This is a genomic window from Rhizobium sp. A37_96 (assembly GCF_053521765.1).
Genome location: NZ_JBNWDS010000005.1, coordinates 21,778 through 37,336 on the forward strand (window position 1 = coordinate 21,778; position 15,559 = coordinate 37,336).

Annotated in this window: 13 protein-coding genes; 6 read left to right on the forward strand and 7 right to left on the reverse strand. The window is 59.0% G+C overall.

The genetic code is table 11. From position 1 onward, the window contains the following. Window positions 1–111: 111 nt before the first annotated feature. Window positions 112–978 (reverse strand): LysR family transcriptional regulator, encoded by an 867-nt coding sequence (locus ACQZ6J_RS15720; protein WP_449084733.1) that lies wholly within the window; start codon window positions 976–978, stop codon window positions 112–114. A gap of 159 nt (window positions 979–1,137) precedes the next feature. On the opposite strand from ACQZ6J_RS15720, the gene ACQZ6J_RS15725 reads away from it, so the two are divergent. Next, window positions 1,138–2,253, forward strand: a complete 1,116-nt coding sequence (locus ACQZ6J_RS15725) for a Gfo/Idh/MocA family protein (RefSeq protein WP_449084734.1) — start codon at window positions 1,138–1,140, stop codon at window positions 2,251–2,253. Between the two features lie 354 nt (window positions 2,254–2,607). Here ACQZ6J_RS15725 and ACQZ6J_RS15730 read toward each other — a convergent pair whose 3' ends face one another. Continuing rightward, a complete protein-coding gene (locus ACQZ6J_RS15730) occupies window positions 2,608–3,756 on the reverse strand; it encodes an ROK family protein (RefSeq protein WP_163991191.1) in 1,149 nt (382 codons plus the stop codon). Between the two features lie 156 nt (window positions 3,757–3,912). On the opposite strand from ACQZ6J_RS15730, the gene ACQZ6J_RS15735 reads away from it, so the two are divergent. The 4 genes from ACQZ6J_RS15735 (at window position 3,913) to ACQZ6J_RS15750 (ending at window position 7,895) form a co-directional block, all read left to right on the forward strand. After that, window positions 3,913–5,040: an SGNH/GDSL hydrolase family protein gene (locus ACQZ6J_RS15735; protein WP_449084735.1), complete on the forward strand. Its 1,128-nt coding sequence runs from the start codon at window positions 3,913–3,915 to the stop codon at window positions 5,038–5,040. A gap of 97 nt (window positions 5,041–5,137) precedes the next feature. Further along, the gene (locus ACQZ6J_RS15740; RefSeq protein WP_449084736.1) at window positions 5,138–6,097 is read left to right on the forward strand and encodes a sugar ABC transporter substrate-binding protein; all 960 of its coding nucleotides are present in this window, start codon (window positions 5,138–5,140) and stop codon (window positions 6,095–6,097) included. After that, on the forward strand, window positions 6,094–6,897 hold the full coding sequence (locus tag ACQZ6J_RS15745; RefSeq protein ID WP_449084737.1) for an ATP-binding cassette domain-containing protein: 804 nt from the start codon (window positions 6,094–6,096) through the stop codon (window positions 6,895–6,897). The genes ACQZ6J_RS15740 and ACQZ6J_RS15745 overlap by 4 nt, the downstream gene beginning before the upstream one ends. Continuing rightward, window positions 6,894–7,895: an ABC transporter permease gene (locus ACQZ6J_RS15750; RefSeq protein ID WP_449084738.1), complete on the forward strand. Its 1,002-nt coding sequence runs from the start codon at window positions 6,894–6,896 to the stop codon at window positions 7,893–7,895. The genes ACQZ6J_RS15745 and ACQZ6J_RS15750 overlap by 4 nt, the downstream gene beginning before the upstream one ends. Window positions 7,896–9,403: 1,508 nt before the next feature. Here the strand turns inward: ACQZ6J_RS15750 and ACQZ6J_RS15755 are convergent. From ACQZ6J_RS15755 to ACQZ6J_RS15775, 5 genes are all read right to left on the reverse strand, one after another. Continuing rightward, window positions 9,404–10,744 carry a Dyp-type peroxidase gene (locus tag ACQZ6J_RS15755; RefSeq protein ID WP_449084739.1) on the reverse strand — a complete coding sequence of 447 codons (1,341 nt, stop codon included), beginning with the start codon at window positions 10,742–10,744 and terminating at the stop codon, window positions 9,404–9,406. Beyond that, on the reverse strand, window positions 10,731–11,249 hold the full coding sequence (locus ACQZ6J_RS15760; RefSeq protein WP_449084740.1) for a hypothetical protein: 519 nt from the start codon (window positions 11,247–11,249) through the stop codon (window positions 10,731–10,733). The genes ACQZ6J_RS15755 and ACQZ6J_RS15760 overlap by 14 nt, the downstream gene beginning before the upstream one ends. Next, the gene (locus ACQZ6J_RS15765; protein WP_449084741.1) at window positions 11,242–11,631 is read right to left on the reverse strand and encodes an ester cyclase; all 390 of its coding nucleotides are present in this window, start codon (window positions 11,629–11,631) and stop codon (window positions 11,242–11,244) included. Before ACQZ6J_RS15765 ends, ACQZ6J_RS15760 begins: the two co-directional genes overlap by 8 nt. A gap of 28 nt (window positions 11,632–11,659) precedes the next feature. Then, the gene (locus ACQZ6J_RS15770) at window positions 11,660–12,619 is read right to left on the reverse strand and encodes a catalase (protein ID WP_449084742.1); all 960 of its coding nucleotides are present in this window, start codon (window positions 12,617–12,619) and stop codon (window positions 11,660–11,662) included. 104 nt (window positions 12,620–12,723) lie between these two features. Next, on the reverse strand, window positions 12,724–14,484 hold the full coding sequence (locus tag ACQZ6J_RS15775) for a hypothetical protein (protein WP_449084743.1): 1,761 nt from the start codon (window positions 14,482–14,484) through the stop codon (window positions 12,724–12,726). A gap of 197 nt (window positions 14,485–14,681) precedes the next feature. Between ACQZ6J_RS15775 and ACQZ6J_RS15780 the strand changes: the two genes are divergently transcribed. Beyond that, complete coding sequence (locus ACQZ6J_RS15780; RefSeq protein ID WP_449084744.1) at window positions 14,682–15,551, forward strand: SDR family NAD(P)-dependent oxidoreductase; 870 nt, start codon at window positions 14,682–14,684, stop codon at window positions 15,549–15,551. The last annotated feature ends 8 nt before the right edge of the window (window positions 15,552–15,559 follow it).

Below are 15,559 nucleotides of genomic sequence, written 5' to 3' on the forward strand. Positions count from 1 at the left end.
AAACTCTTCGTTGGCATTAAAGCCTATGCGCTGAACTCTGACGAGGCCGGGCGGCTTTGGAACCTCTCGAGCGAGTTGATCCAGTCGGGAGCACCATGAATGTGCCCGTGGTTATAGCTTTAGGAATTGTTCCTCGCCGACAACGCGAGCCACGAAATCCATGACGGCACGGATCGGCTCGGCGTTGCGCAAGTCGCGATGGACGACGATCCAGATGTCCCGTGAAAAGGCCGGGCCGTCCCGATCAAGACGCATGAGATCTGGATCTGCTTCGCCGAGAAAGAGCGGTAGGCCGGCGACGCCGACACCGGCGCGAGCGGCGATCAGATGTTCGCCGATATAGTTCAGTTCGCAGACAACGGAACGGTCAGCAGCGATGCCAAGCAGCCATCGCTGCTGCGGCATCTCGGCATACGTCTGATCGAAGGCGATGAACTGCCAGCGTTCCGGCGCGGTCAGATGGACGTAGGAGCGATGCGCGTAGAGGCCGAAGGGCATCGCGCCGATCTTCCGTGTCACGCTGCCTGTTTCCTCCGGCCGAACCAGCCGCACCGCGATATCGGCTTCCCGGCGGCTTAGCGAGACCTGTTCTCCCTGAGCCGCGAGCGAGAGGCGGATGTCCGGGAAATCTTCATGGAAACGGGCAAGATGGCGGGCAAGGAGCGGCGCGACCAGGACCGGCGGCGCGCTGAGCGCGACGCGGCCGACAAGAGGGGCGTGCGCGGCTTTCGCCAGCCGGGCAATTCCGTCCGCCTCGGCCATCATCGCGGCCCCGCGCTCGCGCACGGCCTCCCCGATCGTGGTTAGACGGCAGCCGCGTGGCAATCGGTCGACCAGACGAACGTCGAGTGCCGCTTCCAGTGCTGCAAGCCGACGGCTTACCGTCGCGTGGTCTACTTTCAGCGTGCGCGCTGCTCCGGAGAGGGTTCCAGCCTCGGCTACGGCCAGAAAATGGCGAACGTCTTCCCAATCGATCATCTGTGCGAATTCTCAAGGATCACTGGCAGATATATCGAATTTTCGCGGAGAAGGCACGCGCTTAGTCTGGATGCTGAAACAGGTTTCCGCGCGTCACGCCCAAACGCCAATCGTTGGCCGAACGCCAGCGCGGAACGCAGTCCAGAAAGGCGAAACATCATGTTATTCCAGCGTCTTCGTGTCGGCATCATCGGCGTGCAGCCCGGCCGGAGTTGGGCGGCGCGCTCCCATATTCCGGCGTTGCAGGCACTCTCCGACACTTTCGATATCGCGGGGATCGCGAACACCAGCCGGGTGAGCGCCGAAGCTGCCGCTGCAGAGACCGGGATCGCACGGGCATTCGACAACGCGGCCGAGTTGATCGCAGCGCCCGATGTCGACATCGTCACCGTGGCGGTGAAAGTGCCACCGCATTTCGAGCTCGTGAAGGCGGCGATCGGGGTAGGCAAACACGTCTATTGCGAATGGCCGCTCGGCAATGGCATGGCCGAGGCGGAGGAGATGGCTGCGTTGGCGCGCGCGAAAGGCATTGTCGGCGTCGTGGGCACGCAGGCGCCCTTCGCGCCGGAAATCCAATATCTTAAGCACCTTGTCGCGGACGGCTTCGTCGGGGATGTCCTGTCCACGACGATCGTTGCCTGGGGTGGCGCCTTGCAGGGGGGCGGAACGATCCCCGACAAGAAGACCTATGGATATCTGTTGGATCGCGCCAATGGCGCCACCATGCTGACGATCCCGGTCGGTCACACCTTGTCGGCGCTGACCAGCGTGCTCGGCACAGTTTCAGCGATTTCCGCCGTACTGGCGACCCGGCGCCCTACGGCGCGGGTTCTCGATACGGGGGAGGTTCTTCCCGGGACCGCGCCGGATCAGGTTCTCGTATCCGGTGTTCTGGCAAACGACGCGCCTCTGTCGCTGCATTTTCGCGGAGGCGCACCACGCGATGGCGACGGCCTCTTCTGGGAGATCAACGGCACGGAAGGCGACATCCGCGTTTCCGGCTCTTCCGGCCACATGCAGATGGTCCAGCTCTCTCTTCGAGGCTCGAGGGCTGAGGAAAAAGTCTTTCGTCCTTTGGAGGTGCCGGAGAGCTATCGCAACAGTTGGCCGGAAGACGTAGAAGTGGGAAACGTTGCCCGCGTCTATACCGCGATGGCGCACGACCTGCGTCATGGAACACGCACGACACCGCGCTTCGAGGACGCCGTGGCCCTCCATCGCATCATCGATGCCATCGAACGGGCTGCTGAAGGCGGTCGTCGCATATTGCTCTAGGCGGTACGCCAATGCCATTCGCCTCAACGAGTCATGGTCTGCGGTCCGCGCGTCTTCCATTCGTCCCAGTTCTGCGGCCCGTCAGGGCGGCAACATGCAAGCCGGCCGTTATCCCAAAGAATTCATCATAGAATTTCCAAACCAGCGGCATAAGACGGCCCCATGGATTGGATCAATCCTTGAAAGCTCTGCGCTCAAGCTGCGGAATGATGGCCCTCGTGCACCTCTTCGCTTCGAATGCTGACGATGATCACCACAGCGTCCCGGCCGGCAGTTCAAACTCTATCGAGGACCGAGATGCCATCTACGGTTCAAGACCTACCCATACAGTTATCGACTTCCGTTGCACAAAAGTCAGTCGGAACTGGACCTGTTCGAAGGCGCCTCGGGATAAAAGCGATCTGCTAGGGGAAGGCAAGCCGCACCGAGTGCTGCTGCTTTGCGCGTGTGAGAGCCTTCCCGAACGATGAGCGGCGTCGAGCTCCTCCCGTCGATTTCGCCAAGCAAAGTGCGTAATAGGGCGCACAGACGGCTGATATACTCGCTCGAAATTGCGCCGTCGACGATTACGGCAGAATAGCTGACAACTGCAGACGCCGAATAAGTCGCAAAGGCAATCCCGCGCGCCAGCAGCTCCAGGTCTTTCGATAGGAGTTTCTTTTTCCGCACGACAGAGGCAAGCGATCTCAGCGGAACCATTTTGGCATCGGCGTTTGGCACGAGAACCTTTCCCAGGTTCGCACCGGAACCATCTCGCGAAAAATGGATTCGACCGTCGTGGACCAAGCCGCCGCTGACCGATTCGTCAACAAAAACGTACACAAAATCGGACAGTCCGCCACCCAGGCCGTAAATCTGCTCAGCACTGCAAGCAGCGACCGCATCATTGGAAACATAGGTCGTTACGCCAATGTCCTGACCAAAGGCTGCAAAGGCATCATCGATCTCAAGCCACGACGCGGGGTCCGAACCCATCCGCAAGGCACCCGATGCAATTGAAGCCCCCAGGCCCTGGATGCGGGCATTTCGCTCAGAATTGAAACCCGTTCGAATCTCTTCGACGGCCTGTCGAGCAAACGCTATAACGTCCGAAAGATTTGCCGTGCCGCGCGCAACGGATGTTTCCGTTATCACATGTCCCGTGAAATCGACGAGCGCAAGACAAGCTTTCTTTGTCCCGACGTGAAGGCCGAAAAACATCGCTCCCTGCGGGTTCAGTCGCAATGGCACATAAGGCTGCCCGACCCTGCCGCGTACCGGGTTGCCGGCGATCAGGAGACCTGCCTCGATGAGGCTCCTTGATATCACCGAGGCGGTTTGCGCAGTTAAGCCCGAGAGCTCTGCGATCTGTGCCTTTGAGAGTTCGCCGTGGGAACGGATCAGGGACAGGACGAGCCGTTCGTTGGCTGCACGCAGCGCGACGTGGTTGGAACCGGGGCTGACGACAACGCTTTCGAACGGCAATCGCCGCAATACTGTTGCCCCTGGAATATGCCCTGTCACCCTCTACCGCCTATTTCTATCGAACGCTGAGTTAGGATTATTAATCCACAGTGACTTATCTATTGACGTTCGCGCGAGGTCAAGTTTTAGTCGGCGTTTTGTTGCGAGGATTACAGTTTGACTCGACAGTGGATAACCTCCTGGACCGCGGCTCCGATGACAGCCTGGGGGCCCGACGCGCCATTATCAGGCTTCTACGGCCAAACCGTTCGTGAGATTGCTCGTTTAACTCTGGGTGGAACACATCTCGTTCTGCGCTTCAGCAACGAATTCGGTGCGACACCGATAACGCTTGACGCAGTCCATGTTGCGCGAGCGGGTGAGGGTGGGCGCGTCGAGCCGTTGACGATGCAACCGGTAACATTTGGCGGCGTCGGAACGACGAAAATCTATCCCGGTGCTCCTTGTTTCAGCGATCCGATTGAGATGGCGACCAGCCCGCTTTCGCGCGTTGCCGTCAGCTATTACAGTTCGGGTTTCGTGCCGGTGACTACCCATCACCTGGAAGCGCAACAGACGGCGTATATTTCGGTGCCTGGCAACTTCGTCGGCGCCGAGCAGATTATCGTTCAGCAAACGACAACGAGCCACTACCTGCTCTCTTCCATCCAGACCCATTCGGTTCCGCAGGCGCGGGCGATCGTTTGTATCGGCGATTCCATAACGGACGGCTTCTGCTCGTCTGTCGATACCGACCGGCGCTGGCCAGATATTCTTGCCGAAAGGCTCCAGAACGTACCCGAGTTGCAGAACGTCGCTGTGCTCAATCAGGGTATTGGCGGAAATCGCCTCTTACACAGTCGGCGCGGAGACCTATTGCTGGCGCGGCTTGATCGCGACGTCTTCAGCCTTAGAGCTGTATCGCATGTCATCCTCCTTGAGGGCATTAACGATATCGTCTGGCCCAATACGGTTCTGGCCGGACCGGAGGAGGCGGTGTCTGCCGCGGAGATCATCGCCGGTCTCAATCAGGCCATCGCAAGGGTCAGACTGGCGGGGCCGAAGATCTGGCTTGGAACGATAACCCCGTTCGAAGGCACCTTGCCGCGATTGCCGCATGGTGGCTATTACACGCTGGACAAGGAACGCATCCGACAAGCGGTCAATCAATGGATTCGAACGAAAAGCGGAGCCGACAGTATCCTCGATTTCGACACGGTGTTGCGCGATCCCTCTCATCCTGCGCGGCTGCTGCCGGAGTATGATTCAGGTGATCATATTCATCCGAACGATGCCGGCTACCGGGCGATGGCGAATTCGGTCGACCTCTCCCTGCTTCGATAAAAATTAAGTCAGACTGAATTAGTTATTGACATGCGGCGCGGATAGAGAGGAAATGTAGAGGCCGCTGGAGGAGCGCGCCCGAGCGAAGGAGGATTACATGCCAAACCAACCGAAGTGTAAGCTGTTGATGCGCCTAGCCCTGTCAACTGCAGCCAGCCTTGTGCTCGCCGGAGCGCCGCTCAACGCCAGTTTTGCCGCACCGCTAAAATCGATTTTGTTCGTAAATCCGCTTCCACAATATCCAGCCTGGCGGTTGATCGGCGATTGTATTGCTCAGGAAGCGAAGGCAAAGAATGTTGCGGAAACGGAATCAGGCCCAACCGGTGCCCTGAACGCAACCGTGATGATCCAGCAGATCCAGCAAGGCATCGCAAATTCCCCTGGCGCCATCATCACCTTTCCGGCGAGCGATGGCTTCGCACCAATTCTTCAGCAGGCCCGCGACGCCGGTATCAAGACGGCAACGCTTTATGGCGCCGGCGGCAAGGCCTCCGGCGCTGACGTGAATGTCGGCGCAAACTTCGGCCGGGTCGGAGAGATATTCGCAGAGGCGATAGCAGAGCGCGACGGGGAGCAAAATGTCGGCCTCATGGTGCAAGGACCCACGGGAGTTGGAAAAGCGTTTTCCGACGCGTTCACAGCGGCTGCAGCCAAGACAAAGAATGTTAAAGTGGTCGCCGTCATTTACACGAACGATGATCCCGCGAAGGCTCTCGATCAAGCCAATGCATTGCTGACGGCGCATCCGGAGATCAACGTCATCGCTTCGCACATGGGAACGGCGACGCAGGGCGCAACCTCAGCCATTCGCGCGAAGGATCTCGTCGGGAAGGTAGTGTTTGTTGCCAATGGAACCGCGGGCGGGGGCCGTGAAGGACTTGCGGACGGCACTGTCTACAAATTGATGCTTCAAGACCTTTGCACCGCCGGCAAGCAGGTGGTGGACTCGGTGGTCGATCTCAATGACGGCAAAACAGTCCCGGAGCAACTTGACGTTGGCGTGCAGATGTTTTCCGCCGATGGGATTCAAGCCTATCTCGACAAGGGCTGGCAATGAGTGGCTTTTCGCAGCGAATGGGAATTGTTCCCTCTATGTCGGGGACGCCAGCTCTGGAACTCAAGGCGATCGGCAAGTCGTTTGGCCAGGTACGAGCGCTCACCAATGTCGATATCGCTGCCTTTCCTGGCGAGGCGCACTTCATCGTCGGGGACAATGGTGCAGGAAAATCAACGACATTGAAAGTGTTGGCAGGGATCCACCAACCCGATGCCGGTGAATTGCGGATCAACGGCGTTGAAACCAGCATGCGCGATGCATCGCAAGCGCATCGACACGGCATCGCTGTCGTTCACCAGGATTTGGCCCTGGTCGAATGTCTCGACATTGCGACCAATATGGCGCTCGGGGCGATCCCGCGAAAAAGGCGGTTCATTCTTGATCGCAGAAGAATGGAGAGAGAAGCGACAGAGGTTCTCTGCGAGCTCAAGATCCGGGTCGGTTCTGTTCGAACCCAGATCGGGCTGCTTTCGGGGGGCGAACGACAGATCGTTGCGATAGCGCGAGCGGTGCGCATGAATCTTCCAATCATTCTCCTGGACGAGCCGACAGCTGCGCTTGGTGTACGCGAGACCGCCCATGTCGGCGAAATCCTTGACGAGCTTCGAGGTCAGGGAAAGACTGTCATCTGTATCAGCCACGATCTGGAATTCGTCTTTGCCCACGCGGATCGCATCACCGTCATGCGGCTAGGGAACACTGTCGCAACCTGTCTGCGCGGTGCGACGAGCCACGACGAGATCGTCGGCATGATTACAGGGACGATCACAGCTTCCACAGCCAACGCGGGTACGCAATGACGATGACCGTAACTGACAACGATGAAAAACGCAGGCGTCGTTTTTCCGCTGAAACGTTCCTACGCTCAGAACTGACGCTTATTCTCGTCATATTGGCGATTGCCATCGCCACGTCGCTCCGCAATCCGAATTTTCTAAACGTCGGAAACCTTACTGACATTGTCCGGGCTGCTGTCATCTACTTCGTGATGGGATGCGGGGCATCGCTGCTTATGATTGGCGGCGGTCTCGATTTCTCTGTCGGCTCGGTATTTACCTTAGGGGGTATCTCGGCCGCCTGGCTGATGCAGGTTGCCGGGGTTCCGTGGCCATTGGCTGTTCTGGGCGGTCTGGGTGTGGGTGTAGCCGCCGGCTACATCAACAGCCAGGTCGTTGCGCGCTTGCACGTGCCGCCGATCATCGCGACACTTGGGACATATTTCATCATCACCGGCCTTTGCGTGCAGATTACCGACGGCCAGGACATCGTGCCGCTACCCAAAGACTTTCAGCATCTGGGTCAGGGCTCCTTTTTCGGCTTACCCTTCATCGCGATGTATGCCGTCATAATAGGTCTGATCTTCTGGTTCCTGCTTGAGCGCACACCATTCGGGGTCGAGGTCAGGGCGGTTGGCGGCAACCGGAAGGCCGCTGTTGCCAACGGGCTGAGGGTCGCGCGTATCGAGACGGTCCTCTACGTGCTGGGCGGCGCGACTGGCGCGCTGGCCGGCATCATCTACGCCGCGCGCGTTGGCAGCGGCCAGGTCTCTGCGGGCGGGGCAAATGTCACTCTCTCCGTCGTTACCGCTGTCTTGATCGGTGGCATTAGTCTCCTGGGGGGCCTGGGAAGCATAACTGGCGTTGCCGTCGGAGCGATCCTGCTCTCGGAAATCGACAACGCACTGATCGTCGCGGCAGTTCCGCCCCAGTACAACACCATCGTGGTCGGTATTATCTTGATCGCTGCGGTTGCCATTGATCATGTCCGTCGCGAGCGCCTCTACAAGATACGTCGATGAAGTAGGCTCATGACGGCGCCGTTCCCGAGATATATCGGCTGTCCGGGGCGTTTTCACATGATTGACTCAACGTCAGTGCAATTGCGCACAAGCCTTCCGACCTTCGTCCTGGCGATAGGTGCCAGAAGTTCGAATGAACCATCGCAACTCTTTTTACCATAGCGAAGCGTCCGGCGTGGATGATCCGGTAAGGGTGCGCATCGTCTCGCGCGAGAGCCCTGCACGCCTCATAATTATCTCACGGTTCCTTGAAAGGTCCGAGCGAGGGTCTGCGATCGCCGTTTGCTTTGCCGACAAAAATGATGGCAAAATCTTGCCGATGCGACCGCGTCAGTCTGCCGGGACGCGCGATTCCTGCCGCGAGAAATAGCAGGAGCGCGAAGGTAAAAAAAGCCCCGCCGACGAGACAGGGGGCAAGCAAAGTAGCGCACGTCCCAATCCAGCGCCAAGAAAGGGCGTGAACATTCAGAAAGCAAGAAACCGATGGAAGTCGAGCCCGCGCTCTCCGCTTCCGTGCTGTTCAGCCGCAGGGATCGATCTGATGAACGGGGCGTATGTAGATCGTCGATATCGGAAGCGTATTTCTCGAATTAGCCGAGCCGAAAGATGCAGGAACCAATGCTGCAGTCCTCCGGGCGGAGGGCCTATATCAGGGATGAAATTGGCTAGATCGCGCAACTGACCGCTGTCGAATTTCTCGACGAGGATGTTGAATGGTTCTTGCCATCTTATCGCCCGGGCGGTTTGTCGCTGCTTCTGACCTTTTGGGCGTCTAGTTGTCCGTGTTCGAACGACTTGGCGGCGCTGCTTCCTTCGGGATATGGGTTCCCATCACCCGTGTCCTTTTGTTTCCCGGCATTTGCGCCACGCTCGTATGCGCCGGCATTGCTCTTGGAGGCATGCTTTCCATCCGATGCGCTCGCTACAGGCGATTTGTCATGCTTTGTCATAGGTTCCTCCTTATCCCGGTAGACCTTCGCTATTGCTGAGCGGGGGCGGTGGCCGGCGGCGTTGCGGTGGCAGGCTGCTGTGTGGTCGTCTGGGCCGGGGCGTTAGAAGAGATGGTGTTGGAATGGGGCCAGAAGCCCCAGGTGAGAGCCGCGACCACGATAATCACAAGAACAGCGATCCATGACATCCAAGGCTGCTGAGGCGCTACCTCTGAGTTCTAACTTCTAACTGTATCAAATGTTCCGGAGTGTCGGAGCGTTGCGGCCGGAGAGATTGGGGAGCCGATCCGCCAAAGATGAATCTGAACGTGCCTATAGAACTCAGCCTGTTGAATTCCTCCCTGATTTGACCCTTCTTTCCGCTTGACGATGACCTTGCTCGGCACAGACAAGCCAATGGAATATCTGGATATTTCGAGGGAAATTATGGGTCATCGCGAAACGGCAATCGGGGTGAATTCAGTGTAGAATTCAACGCTCGTGAGCATCATCTTAGCATTTGTGAAGGCTTTTCCGGTCAACGTGAGTGACGGGGATCTAAGTTCCTTCCGTGTCAAGTTATTGTTCAAGCAGCCATTTCAACCCGCCAAGTCCTGGAAGAAACACATGTTCCCCTCCGCGCGTCGTAGTGAACTCCTTCAGGCGGGCAAAGTGCTTGCGCGCCGGTAAGGCGGGATACTGGTAGTCGTCGGCGCGGTCGCGCCGACCCGCGATCGGATCAGAACGATTCCCCTGTGAGATGAAGTCGCCATCGTTCACCCATTGCGCCTGGACGAACTCGAACTGCCGACCCGGATCAGCGTTGATGATCGCGAGCACGATACCACGGTCGATTCCGTCGTCCGACATCGCATCGTCTGCGAGTTCTGGGCCATAAGAAAAGCCGCGCCGCATGACTCGATGAAGCCTGACCTGTGTCAGGGAATCCCGTAAAGCGTCGCGCGGATTGAGCCTTCGGATATGGCTTCCGACGGGCGTGCGCCGGCCATCGAGGTCATCGTCGGCATAGCGGAAATCGTTGTTGCGGAGCGGATCCCTGGCAAGCGCAATGTCGTCTTTATCGGGCGAAAGGGCGAGCGGCGCTCCGCTTCTCCAGCGCCCCATCATTTTCGCTGCAACCAACTCTCGCGCGGAAGCATCGGGGCCAGAATCGGCGAGGAATTCCCGAAACGCGGCGACGTCCTGGCGAATTTTGCGGATGGCGACGAAAGTGCCGTTCCGCCAGAGTTCTTCAGGTCCTTCGATGGCGGCATGAACGCCGAGTTCGTTCTCGTAGCCCAGGACGAATTCGCCAGCCTTGACAACATCCTGGCCGGGCAAAGGCTCTCCACCCTGTCCCTCGATAAATGGTCTGCTGATTCCGTCTACATAACCGAAATGTTCGCGCATTGTCGTCGGCACCCCGACATCGAGGCGTGCAACGAGCTCAATGCCGCTTAATCCTTGAAGAGCAGCGTGGCCTATAGCGAGCTTCTCTTCCTTCAGATCAGGGCTTCCGGCCATCACGAGAAGCCCGACGTCGAAACCGTTGCCGCCATGCGGCAGATCCCAGTGCTCGGGCGCGCCATTGCCGACATCGCCGAGGTACTGGCTGCGTGCGGCCATTCCCTGGCGAAACTCGAGCGGGAAGCCTGCGAGGTCCTCCTTGTTCCGCACCAGCTTGCTCAGGCCGGAATAGGAGAAAACAACGTTGATCCAGGCATTCTCCGGCGGATTATCCCAATCCGCGGCGGATGTGATGCGTGGTGCCAGCCGTTTCAGCAGCTCACGCGCCGCCGCCTGCTCGTGGATCGTGAAGAGCAGATAGCTGCCGAAATAGGGCATGGGGCGGTTCCGAAGAACCGTCCCTTGGATGTCGTGGAGTTGCAAGTTATGAGCCATCGCCTTACCCAGCCGCATCGAGCATGTCGCTCACCGCTTTGGAAAGCTTCTTCATCTTGCTGATGTCCCGAGCCGTCACGTCAGGATTGCTGACGTAGAAGAACTCGGCGGAAACGAGCCTTTCCTCGACCCATTTCGCCGCTTCGGGAGTGTTGATGCCCGGATACTCGGCGAGCACGCCCTCGGCGAGTGCGTCGAGCCATGGATGTGCCTGCGTCGCGATATCGACGAGATAGGGCTTGAAGTCGCCGTCATAGACGACCGTCAGCATGTAGCGCGTATCGTTGTCGAAAAGAAAGCCACGGAAATCCTGGACAGTGCCGACGCGGCTCTCCCAATAGGCCGCTTCAGCCTGGAACTGCGGCAGTCGTTCGCGGAAGAGCTTGGCTCCGCCGGGAGAGACGTCACCGATGATAGTCAGCTCACCCCTCCTTCCGATGCGCTTTCCGGGGCCGTCCGGTTGCTGGGTGACCGGCTGTGCCATCTTCATGCGTTCTTCCAATGGCGGGACGTTTTCAGTCATGATTGCTCTCCGTTTTCTGGGTTGGATAGCTGAGCTGCTTTTCGAACAGTTCGCGGTCGAAATACTCACGCTGTTCCACGATGCGGCCGTCATGCCATCTGCAGATCACCGCGAAGGTGACCTGGAAAGATGCGGGAGACGAGCCGGACAGCACCGCCACCGAACAGGTCTTCTGGCCGTCGAGGCTGAGGATAAGTTCAAGGTATTGTTCTTCCACGCGGCTATCCGGGTACATCGCGCAGAACCGCTGTGCTCTCAGGATATGCTCGGTCTTGCCATGTGGTTCGGCATCACCGGACATCCAGGCGGCAAGGTTGTCGTCGAGGAGTGCGGCATAATCGGCCCAGCACCGCAGATTCCATGCCTCATCGACGGCGCGCATATGCTCAAGATTGCGACGCCCCATGGATTTAACCTTCGAGCTTGGGTTTTGCGGCCTGCCATCCGCCGCTGCGCTGCGCGGCGGATGCCTCGTAGACGCCGCGCCTGATTTGCAGGATGGGGTCGTCCGTGGCCTCGATGCCATCCACAAGCATTGTGGGATCGTGATTCATCAGGCGATCGCCGATTTCCTCTTCGCTTGTGGGCGCGGTGACCGACAGGCGGCCGATCCGGACGCGCTCCCTGTCCTCGGGCCACAATGCCGTCGCATCGTTGATAGGATCGCCCGGCTCACCCAATTCGATCTCGAGCTCGAATTCCACCGGTCCTGCCTGTAGTCGCGTTGCCATCTCCGTGAACAGGATATCGATGCTCTCGTGCGTTAAAAATTCCGGGGGCTGACCCTTTACGCCATCGATGGGGACCCAGTGGCAGCGCACATGGCTGACCTCGTCATTCGCATTGACGTAGCGGAAAACGTGGACAGCATGGAACTCGGTGTTTCCGAAGCTTACGGGAGCCAAAGCCTCCGCGCGCATTCGGAACACGTTCATGACGTTGGGATTGACGGCCAGGAAGGCGTCGAGGCCCGCCTTGTTGACGCCGATGCCGGGCGCGGACGGTTGTGCCGAATTAACGAGCTCGACGAACTGCTCGACGGTATTGGCGAAAAAGAGCTTCTGGCTCAGCATGACCAGATTGGTTACCCGCCCGTCATGGAGATAAAAGCGCGTCGCCATGCCAACTGTGGCATTGAAGAAGGCGTGAGGATTGCCTCCGCCCTTCGAGAAGCGCACGGAGACCGGCAGCTCCCGGCCCTGCAGGTGGACCGCGCGCGTGAAGCGCCGCGCGGCTTCATAGGCCTTGAAAACACCCTTGTAGAGTCGCCCGTCGGCGTGGAGGGTCCGATATCCCGGGTAGTGCCCAAGCACCCCGTGGATGCGGTCGACGATAAGGTCCGCGCTGCGGTATTGGCTGTTCTGGCTCACATCCTACGCCTCCGTTGATCGGTGGGCGCACGATAGGGTGACGGCTACAAGTCCGGAAGTGAGGCAGCCTTCCGACTAACCGTGAGATCAGTTAGGCCGCAAGATCAGGATAATCTCAGGGCCTCGAGTCTTCGCAGGATCTCCTTGAACTCACCTGTCGAGCGAACGAAGTCGAAGCGGATATCCGTCCGAAGCCAGACCGTTGCGAGCTCCCTGCCGTCGAGCGCGAAGGCAAGATGGGCGAAAACCGCCTCGGCATCGCCAATGGAGCAAGCAAGTGACGCATGTGCGAAATGGCTGGCCTTGGTGTTCCCAGCCCTTAGCATGTGCGAAGCCCGGCCCGGACGTCCCAGCCATGCCTCGAGTTCGGCGTCTGCAAAGACGATCTGGGGATTGGTCGCGAGCAGGTGGCCGAGAGGTTCGGCATACGCTGTGGCGCCGTCAGCGTTACCGCCGAAATGATTGCCGAGAGCCAGATAGAAGAGGGCCTCCGGCGGCTTGTTGCGCCTTTCGATCGGGGACGTTGAATCGGTCATGCTGCCGAAGTTGCGGGACTGAAAGCGGCTCATCGCTTCTGTGATGTCCTGCTGCCGGGAGAAGGGTTCGATGCGGCGCGCCTCACGGAACATGCGTTCCGCTTCGTCGGGAAAGCCGAGGATCGTGAGGTAGGAGCCGTAAAGGCGCGCTGCTCTGGCGTTACGCCCCAGCGCAAGGGCAGACTGAAAGCTTTCCTCCGCCGCCCTGCGGTCGCGCTCGAGCCATGCCTGTATCGTGGCGAGCGCCGTGTAGGCCTCGACGGATTCTGGATCGATCTCCAGGGCGCGGGTGACTGCCTTTCTCGCGTTCGACAGCGCGGTATCACTGTCGATAATGCCGATCCGAAAGAGATCGCAGTAACAGTCCGCTACGCCTGAATGCCCACGCGCGTAGTCTGGAGCCGTGTCAGCGACCTCGGAAAAGATCGCGAGGGCTTCCCTGATATGTTCCGGAGTCTGCCGGTCGAGCAACTGGCGAGCCCGATAAATTTTCGAATGAGTATCAACCGCGGCCGGCCCGGGACTAATCCGCCGCGATCGCATCTTGGTACTATCAAAACGGACCCGGCTGACCAGCGTTGTCGCGACCCTTGCCGGCAGCGAGGCGCGATCCGATGATGCCTCTTCGAACCGGTCGGACGACACGATGATGCCTCTGGCATCGGAGATCTCAAGCGTGGCGCGGATCGCGCCTGCCTGTTCCAAAAGTGTACCCTGCACGACCGCATCCGCTCCGAATTCCCCCACGAGCTCGGACAGGGACCTAGCGCTGGTTGCATAATTGTAGGTAGTCGTCCTTGACGGAACGCTGATGCCTGGCTCAGACCCAAACGCGAAGATCAGTTCCTCGGTGAGTTGTTCGGCACATTCGCGTAGCGCGATGTCGTCCGACAAAGGCCGGACCGGGAGGACAACAATAATGGTGCCGGGCCCCGGCTTGAAGATCCCCTGCAGGTTTGCCTGACCCGTAGATATGATAGGCGAGCGGGCAGTTCCGAACACGGGCGTGTAGGTCCCGGTCGGGATTTCGATGATGACCGGATCATCGATTCCGTGCTCAGCGAAATGTTCGTCGAGCTTCCTGCGCAAGCGCCGGACTTCGACGCGCACCGTCGAATCCACACGGGGATCATAAGGAGGGTCGCGTTGATAGACCGCGTTACCGATCACGGCTTCCTTGAGCTTCCGGCCGCGTCCCTCCAATGTTTCCTCTACAATGAACTCGAGCAACGCGATCAAACGGTCGGAGCCGTCAAAGGCCGGGCTCCTGCGGATCAGCTCCATCTGGCGTCGTATCAATGAAGGTGCAGGCTCGGATCTCGGGTCCATGGACGTCCCTCCGTACGGCGGATTTTTTATTGCGAAGATGACGCCGTCAATAATCGTTTTTGAACTGCAATGCGAGAGAGCATGACGGCGACTAACGTCAAGCGACGTTAGGACGTGATCATCTCACATACGGCTAACTTCCATCATTGACGGCAAGTCTTACCCTGCGCGGCATCGAAACGCATGGGGCGCGCAATATGACGCAGAATTCAAAAGAAAGCCTTTCGGGCAAGGTCGCAGTCATTACGGGCGGCGCGAGCGGCATCGGCCTTGCGCTCGCCCTTGAGGCTGCACGGCAAGGCATGAAGGTCGCGTTGGCCGACCTCAACCCGGAAAGGCTGGACGAGGCGCGCAAAGTCGTTGAAGCGGCTGGTGCGGAAACTCTGACAGTCGCAACCGACGTCAGCAGGCTTGCCGACATTCAGAGGCTTCATGACCGGACGACAGAAGTCTTGGGAGATCCATGGCTTGTCGCAAACAATGCCGGCATAACCAAGCTCGCACTGACATGGGATCACAGCGAAGCGGACTGGAGGCGCATGTTCGATATCAATGTCGGTGGTGTCATCAACGGCCTGCTTGTCTTTCTGCCCGGTCTGCGCCAGCGCAAATCCGGCCATATCGTCAACACCGCATCGGCAGCGGGGCTGGTGACCATACCGGCGGCCTCCGCCTACGTCGCGAGCAAGCATGCCGTGGTCGGGCTATCCGAAACTCTTTATCGTGAACTGGTCGCTAGCCGCGCCGGCGTCGGCGTTTCTGTTCTCTGCCCGGCCTTGGTGAAGACCAACATCATGAAATCCGAAACGACAAGCGCCTCTCCAGATGCGGATGCGATGAAATCCTCGCATGCCATGGAACCTTCCGATGTGGCCAATCAGGTCTTCGCGGCCATTGCGGCAAAGCAGTTCTGGATCCTGACCCATGCCGCGCATATGAAACCGTACATTCTGACGCGGGCCGGGGAAATGGTCACGCAGACAAACCCAGGCCGCGCCAGCGTGGATCCCGACGTGGCAAAGTCATCCAGCGCCGTTACGGGCATCGACTTCCTGGCCTCCCCTTGAGTGGTGAA